Origin of the sequence: Flavihumibacter fluminis (assembly GCF_021491375.1) — a bacterium.
Classification (GTDB): Bacteria; Bacteroidota; Bacteroidia; order Chitinophagales; family Chitinophagaceae; genus Flavihumibacter; species Flavihumibacter fluminis.
In genome coordinates this window covers 1-6,723 of record NZ_JAKEVY010000011.1, presented here as the reverse complement: position 1 = coordinate 6,723, position 6,723 = coordinate 1, and the positions used below count along the sequence as shown (strand labels likewise).

The following is a 6,723-nucleotide window of genomic DNA, read 5'->3' as shown; positions in this document are numbered from 1 at the left end:
CAACCATTCCTCAAGCGATATGTTACTTTCTTCTTCAAAGTCGTCCCAGTCATTACGTCTTACAATATGTAGGTTATATCCCATGTCTGATTGAAAATTTGGGTGTCAAATATAATTGCATGCAACGGAAACGGCTTGGCGATGTGGCGGTATTTGAAAATCGTCAGCCCGTAACCGCAGATAAATTTATAACTAATAGTTCATTGTTTATTCTATTGCTCGGCGTTATTCGTTGGCTGGAACTGAAGCCGATTAGCGAACAAAAAGTTGAGCATATATTCGTCGCCCCTCCATATTGCCAAACCGCCTGTTGTACGCCGCTTTTGTCTGTCAACCTTTAATTGCTTGCGAATAATTGAAGAATTTTTCAATTATAGTTTTTGTCGCCTGAAACCATTTTTCATTTTCACGAACAAAGCCTAAATAGTCTGCGTTTTTACCGTTTACCATAAAGTTGTATTTAAAGCTTGGGGTTTGAATTGTCAAATCTTCAAAAGAATAATGAATGGGTCTTGGTGGAAGAAACTTTGATTTCTTTAATTCGGCTAATTCCTTCTTATAAAATGCTTCCTTTAATTTAAGTGTTTGTTTGTACCGTTCTATTGTGTCAAAAAGTGAGCAGGTGTCAACCGAATAATATTTTGGATTATCGACGTCGTCAAAAATTGCAAGCTTAAACTGTCCCGCTTTTTGAGTCAAGACATAAATTGTCTGTCCATCAATTACACTTTTTGGTGTGTCAGCATAAACAACGTCACAACCTGTACAGCCTGACTTTACGATTACGATTGTGTCCACCTTTGAAGCCTTTAATTGCTTAGAATACTTATTGAATAGTTGTTCGGTTTTTTTTGCCTGAGCATTTGAGAACAGTGTCAAGCTAAGTGATAAAATAATGAGTGTCGAAATTTTAAATTTTGTCATAAAGCTTGAAGATGCACTGTTGAAGGGTTTCCATAAAGTGGCGTACAACGGAGACGGCTTGGCGATGTGGCGGCATTTGAAAAACGTCAGCCCGGAACCGCTGCAGAATAGAATTACTAATGATGAAGATATCATCTAAAGCTCAATAGTAAAAGTAAAGCCCGGACTACAGATGATAACGAAGAAAAAGTTGAGAATATATTCGTCGTCCCGCCATATAGCCAAACCGCCTGTTAGCGGCTGGGCTACTGTCTATCGAATAGTTTACTGTCGTTATGTTTTCCATTCTTTGTTGTCAGCGTTCATTCGCTTTTCAGAGAAATCGTCAAAGTCATGGAAAAAATGTGTCGCAGGAAAATAAGTAGAATGTTCTTTCTTTCTGCTTGTCCATGTCAAGTGAACAATTGCTAATCTACTTTTTTCACCTTGCTTTTTAACTGCAAAAAGAACATCGTCATTTGGTCCATATTTGGCGAAAGTTGAATATTTAGTGCCAACTAATGTATGAGTCTCTTTGCTTTTAGCTGATAAAAAACTAAAAGCAGATTTTACAGGAGTAATTTCTTTTGCCAGTTCGTCCTCAAAAGATAATTTTTGAGAAATGTCTATTGGATACCACGGTTCAAGTAAAGTATCTTTAGTAAAATTTAAAAGGTTAAGGTCAATACCTGCTATGTCAATTCGTTTTGTATCGTTTGGAAAGTCGGGACTGTCGTCAAATGTGTAGCCACCTTCCGGAAAAAGAAAAAAGCCGTTGTCAAGTTGTGCGTTAAACCGCAATGAATACCATTTGGTGTAGTCGGGTTTATTTGTCCTCCAAAAGTCCCATACGAATTTTTGGATGTCTTTAAAGTAATTGTCATTAGGAATAAATTGTCCGAAAACACACCCCATACTCCCGTCACCGACTTGCAAGTCTGCTGTCCCGATGATTGTCTTATGAGAGTAAATTGTAGCATTCATTTTTTGTCCTCTATTTGTAATAGTACTGTCGCTCGAGCCTTGCCGCTAACGTTCAGGGCTTGGCGTTCGGTGGGGGGATTATTAATGTCGCGCCTGGGCCATTGCCCATTTATTTACTAATGTTGAATTATGTTTCTTAGTTTGAATTGAATTCAGCTGTCGGATCAAATGTTTAATTATGGTAAAAGCCAATTGTTTGTTCGTCGCGCCCCACTGACGCCAAACCCTTTGTTGCGCGGTCGTTATTGGGTGCTCAAACCAATCACATCCTTTCTGATTTCATTTTTCCACTTGTCGCCATAGGTACTCTGGAGATGTTCGAAAACTACCTGGTTGTATTCTTTTAAACAGTTAATCGTCTCTGGAGCTACACAGCCAAACAGTTCATATCCTATTTTATATGTCTCGCGGAACGATTTATCAGTAGGATAGTAGACAGCAGCGATTCCTCCCTGAACAAGCAACCTGGCTTTTCCTGATTTGATGTCCGTGAGTGCTTTTTGCTTATTATACAATCCACTATACAAAGAGTCCGATTTAGAATACATATTTAGGTCAGTAGTGCTAAAGTCTATATTATTCTTTTGGTCTGCTCCTCTGTCGCCATGGGTTGCATATCCTTTGGTATTACCCAAAATATGTGTCGCCTTGGGGGTTCCATTGAAACTGCTAAATGCTGTGGCAATTACAGCTATTGCAGCCAGGGTAAGTAAATAGGGTGCTTTTTTCATAAACAGGTTTAAGTTAATGCCGCGCAACGATTACGGCTTGGCGATAGGGCGGTATTTGATATCCGTCAGGCTGAACCGTTGCTAAATTTATAATTATATGTTCATTGTTTATTCCAATGCTAATTTTTATACTGTAGTTGGAATTAATGTTGAATAATGGAATAAAAAGTTGATTAAAAATTCGTCTCCCCGCCATATTGCCAAACCGACTGTTGGGCGCTGCGTACTAATCCCGAAGCAATTGTTTCTAAAGTGTTTTTTCCAATCTGTCGTGACGTGGTACGTTTAATTTTCCATTTGTCGCGTCGTGAGTGATTTTATTTCTTTACTTCTACTATTGGTAACGCAGCCCATTTTACATATCAATAGGATTCTCAAATAGCGGGGTGCGGTGTTCGTATTAAATTAAATGCTGCTATTTGTCCTGCACCTGATATACCATGTCGTCAGCATCTTATATTTTTAGAATGCGTTGTTACACCGATAGCTGAACTTAACAGTCGCGTTAGGTGGTGTTACACTCTTTAATAGTCTTTCACGTCATAAGATGCCCACCTTACTATTTGGCGTGCCGTCTGCAATCGGGGAAACCGTGCCCCCAGGAAATGTTTCATACAATATTGACTTCTATAATTCAAGTACCCCACCTGGCTATTAATTGTCGCGTTTGCATTCTGATATTCCTGAACCCTCAGAATGTTGAATTTAAGTCCTCCCGAAAATTTAGTTGCTCGAATGGCTGTCCGGGTAGCTACACTATAGGATGAAGATAAGTAGCGCCCAACACGTTTATTTACGCAATTATACGAAGTTCATTTAAAATTAAATTTCTCATTATCAATCACCATATCCGCGTTTAGATAGATTGTGGTTGCGTCAATACGTTTTCCAAGTATTGATGTGAAAGTAATTTGCAGTTGCGTTACATCAAATTGTAACTATTAGAGAATGACTTGCAATCTCCTTTTCACCCATAGCTTCGCCACATCACTCCCATCCGGGAGTCACAGAATAAGTACTAACAATATAATTATTTTGAAAATCTTTTTATTCCGGGAAACCGTAATTTCTCAGAGTTACGGGAAAAATACCCCCTTTTCCCTACCCCCCACCGGAACGCTTCATGAAGGCTTCACGGACGATTCAATAACATTAAAACAACAGTCTACATTCAATGCCGGAACAGTGCCGGATGACTGAATGGATAGACAACTACTGCCTGAATGGACGGTACACACCCCGGAATGGCAATCGAGTAGGAAGATAGCTAATCAAGTGTTGGCTATCTGTCCTCTCAAACAACCTTACGTACCGTTAGGTATAAGGTGGTTCCTTATGGAATTTTTTGTATAGCTAGGTACGCACTTCAGGATTTCTCTGCCGGAGACGCGCCAAAAACTCTTTCTGGTATTAGCAAACTCCCATGCCTTTTTGCTTCGTGATACCCATCCGCTTAAGATTGCTGAATCGTGTTCTTACTCTTTTCCATTGTTTCCAAAACACAGCCAGCAGTCCCCCCTTTCATATAGCCCCTGTTGTACGCCGCCAATAGCTCTCATCTTAGGAAGAACTGTAAATCCCGTAAAAGATTTGTCCTGCTATTTGTCATGTTAAGGTTGTTCCTGTCAAGGCTGCTGTAAATTTTATTAGCCCTCTCAATTTCTATCGCTGGTGGCGTTGTAAATAGTCTTGTCGCTTTTGTCTTCCACTTATCAAGCAGTTGCCAACCCAAATTCTGAATAGTTGCATTTTCGTCAGCCAAAGAAAGCAAAAGGTCTCCAACAATGTTCCAACCCCCTATCTTATTATATAGCTTCAGAATTGTCATTTTGATGTCGTAGTTAGCCGTCACATAAATGACTCTGATCATTTTAAACGTTTCGGTATCTGCGTTCTTAGATAAAATATCAACAGCTTTGTCACGAACCTTTTTAATTGGATGAACCACCAACTGTATTGAATACTGCTTTGCCTTGTCTGTATTGAATTTATTGATAGCTGCTAAACTGGCAACAATGAGTTTACTTTTTTCAGCAGAAATATATTGCTCAAAGATTGGCAAATCATCGCTATTTCCCGTGTCCGATAAACCAAGTAGACTTCCTGAAAGAAATAGTCGGTTAGCTATTCTTTGCCTGTATAGGGATGCAAAATCAATTTCCTTATCCTTTAGCAAATGCCTGCATATTTCTCGTACTGAAAATGCTTCATCAGATAATAATTCGGTAATTTCATTATTAAAGAATGGGGAGAAACTTTTACTTGCATATAACGCCTCCTGTCTTACTCTTGCCGATTGGTCATAAAGAAATTTCCCAATTATCCTTTTTTGCATTTCTGAATCAAAAGCTGTAAGATGTTTTATTAGTTCCAGGCGAACCAAGATGTTTTTGTCTGCACTTATTTTATTAATTTGTTCTTCTCTTGGAATTTTCCTGCTCAAAAATGTTTTATAAAACTGAAATCTTGTCTTGTCATCAAGGCGTTTTATTTTTTTGTAAAACTCATCAGAAAAGTTTTGACTTAAAATAAATTGAATAATCCTGTCGTGAATTTCACTCAAATCAACTCGTCCAACTTTTAAAAGCCAATCTATTGTCGGTAATTGTTTTAGCAAATCATCTATATAGCTGCTTTCTAAAAAAGATAAAGTGCCTTCGGTTGCTGCTTTTCTAACTGCGGTAACCCAATCTCCAAGCCGTAAAAGAATAAATAGTAATCCATCAGCATTCTTTAACCTTGCAAGCTCCTTTACTGCTTTTTCTCTTACATAACCATTGCTGTTGAAACTGGCTATGCCTAACAATTGGAGATAGGTTTCTTCATCAAAGTCAGTTCTGTAGAAATCTAAATCGCTTTTCTCGATGGGCAAGTGCTTCAAAGTGCCAGCATATTCATTTAGCGACTTCAATTTTCTAAATAAGAATAGAATAGTTTCTGCTGCCTTGTTTTGTATTAGAAGATTCTCGTTTCTCAAAAAAGGAATAAGGGAATAAATGGTACTGGGCGTTCCAACCTTTTGAATTGTGTCAAAGCATTTTAGTTTGTCAGCAATATTTTCCTTCTGAAAAAACCATTTCGGTTTTTCATGTAAAATCTGAATACAGCTATAAATATCAGTATATTCCATTTCTGGAGTGTATCAATTGGTGGCGTGTAACGAGTAGGGTTTGGCGTTGTTGGGAAATTAGCCTTTCAAATTATGGCAATGAACACTGGCCAAACTAATTTAATCGTCCTGCTTGGCAGCCATTTTAGCATTTCCAAAATTGTCTCTTTGTCATTGTCCTTATTAGTCCATCCGTATTGAGTTTTCATTACATTTAGAATATACGGTCTGTAAACTTTTTGCAAGCGCCAATTAGTTATAAGTTTTGCTGGTATAACAATGCATACATTTTTTCTTGTCTTACGGTGTCGGCCTATTACTTTAATCTTTTCGTATCCATCTCCCCATTTTGATGGAAAACAGTAAACCTTTGTGTTAGGAGAAAAATGCTTCGTCCCATGTTTTATTTCTTTGTCAATACCAGTAGGATGCTCGTCAACGATATTGCCAACTAAACACCAAATAAATTTTGACTGGTCTTCAAGAAGTTGGTTGTCAATTTCAGAATTGATATTGTCAACTCTTTTGCCCTTACTAAATATTTTTTTTATCCAGTCAATCACATTGTATGTCGGTCGTTCTAACATTAACACGATTTACCCGCTCCCTTCCACCCATTGCTTCGCCACATGAGTCCCATTGCGGGGAATCACAGGACAAGTATCACTAATATAATTATTCCGCTATATTCCTGCAATACGGAAAACCATAATTAAAAAAGAAAACCCATCCCGAACGATTCATGAAGGCTTCACGAACGCTTCAATAACAGTCAAACAACAGTCAAGATTCGGTGCCGGAACAGTGCCGGATGACTGAATGGACGATCAACTACTGCCGAATGGACGGTGCTCACACCCCCGAACGGCAATAGAGTAGGAAGATAGCAAACAATTTGTTTGCTATCTGTCCTCTCACACCACCGTACGTACCGTTCGGTATACGGCGGTTCCTTAATTTAGTTTCCGCGCAGCCAGATAGCAGTCCGTCAAAAAG

Annotated in this window: 6 protein-coding genes; 1 reads left to right on the top strand and 5 read right to left on the bottom strand. The window is 38.6% G+C overall.

Annotated features, from left to right (window positions below):
- Positions 1-341 (top strand): hypothetical protein (locus L0U88_RS20675; protein ID WP_234868764.1); only part of this gene is annotated, 341 nt, incomplete at its 5' end.
- Here L0U88_RS20675 and L0U88_RS20670 read toward each other — a convergent pair.
- From L0U88_RS20670 to L0U88_RS20650, 5 genes are all read right to left on the bottom strand, one after another.
- Positions 331-924 (bottom strand): hypothetical protein, encoded by a 594-nt coding sequence (locus L0U88_RS20670; protein ID WP_234868762.1) that lies wholly within the window; start codon positions 922-924, stop codon positions 331-333. The two genes, L0U88_RS20675 and L0U88_RS20670, sit on opposite strands and share 11 nt — an antisense overlap.
- Before the next feature lie 273 nt (positions 925-1,197).
- The gene (locus tag L0U88_RS20665) at positions 1,198-1,887 is read right to left on the bottom strand and encodes a fringe family glycosyltransferase (protein WP_234868761.1); all 690 of its coding nucleotides are present in this window, start codon (positions 1,885-1,887) and stop codon (positions 1,198-1,200) included.
- 242 nt (positions 1,888-2,129) lie between these two features.
- Positions 2,130-2,618: an FEKKY domain-containing protein gene (locus L0U88_RS20660; RefSeq protein WP_234868759.1), complete on the bottom strand. Its 489-nt coding sequence runs from the start codon at positions 2,616-2,618 to the stop codon at positions 2,130-2,132.
- Between the two features lie 1,555 nt (positions 2,619-4,173).
- Positions 4,174-5,748, bottom strand: coding sequence for a hypothetical protein (locus L0U88_RS20655; RefSeq protein ID WP_234868758.1), 1,575 nt, complete (start codon positions 5,746-5,748; stop codon positions 4,174-4,176).
- Positions 5,749-5,813: 65 nt separating this feature from the next.
- Positions 5,814-6,314: a hypothetical protein gene (locus L0U88_RS20650; protein ID WP_234868756.1), complete on the bottom strand. Its 501-nt coding sequence runs from the start codon at positions 6,312-6,314 to the stop codon at positions 5,814-5,816.
- Positions 6,315-6,723: the final 409 nt, after the last annotated feature.

Excerpts from the sequence above, each read along its gene's own strand:
- L0U88_RS20655 (WP_234868758.1), bottom strand. The coding sequence starts at position 5,748 with ATGGAATATACTGATATTTATAGCTGTATTCAGATTTTACATGAAAAA.
- L0U88_RS20670 (WP_234868762.1), bottom strand. The coding sequence starts at position 924 with ATGACAAAATTTAAAATTTCGACACTCATTATTTTATCACTTAGCTTG.
- L0U88_RS20665 (WP_234868761.1), bottom strand. The coding sequence starts at position 1,887 with ATGAATGCTACAATTTACTCTCATAAGACAATCATCGGGACAGCAGAC.
- L0U88_RS20650 (WP_234868756.1), bottom strand. The coding sequence starts at position 6,314 with ATGTTAGAACGACCGACATACAATGTGATTGACTGGATAAAAAAAATA.
- L0U88_RS20660 (WP_234868759.1), bottom strand. The coding sequence starts at position 2,618 with ATGAAAAAAGCACCCTATTTACTTACCCTGGCTGCAATAGCTGTAATT.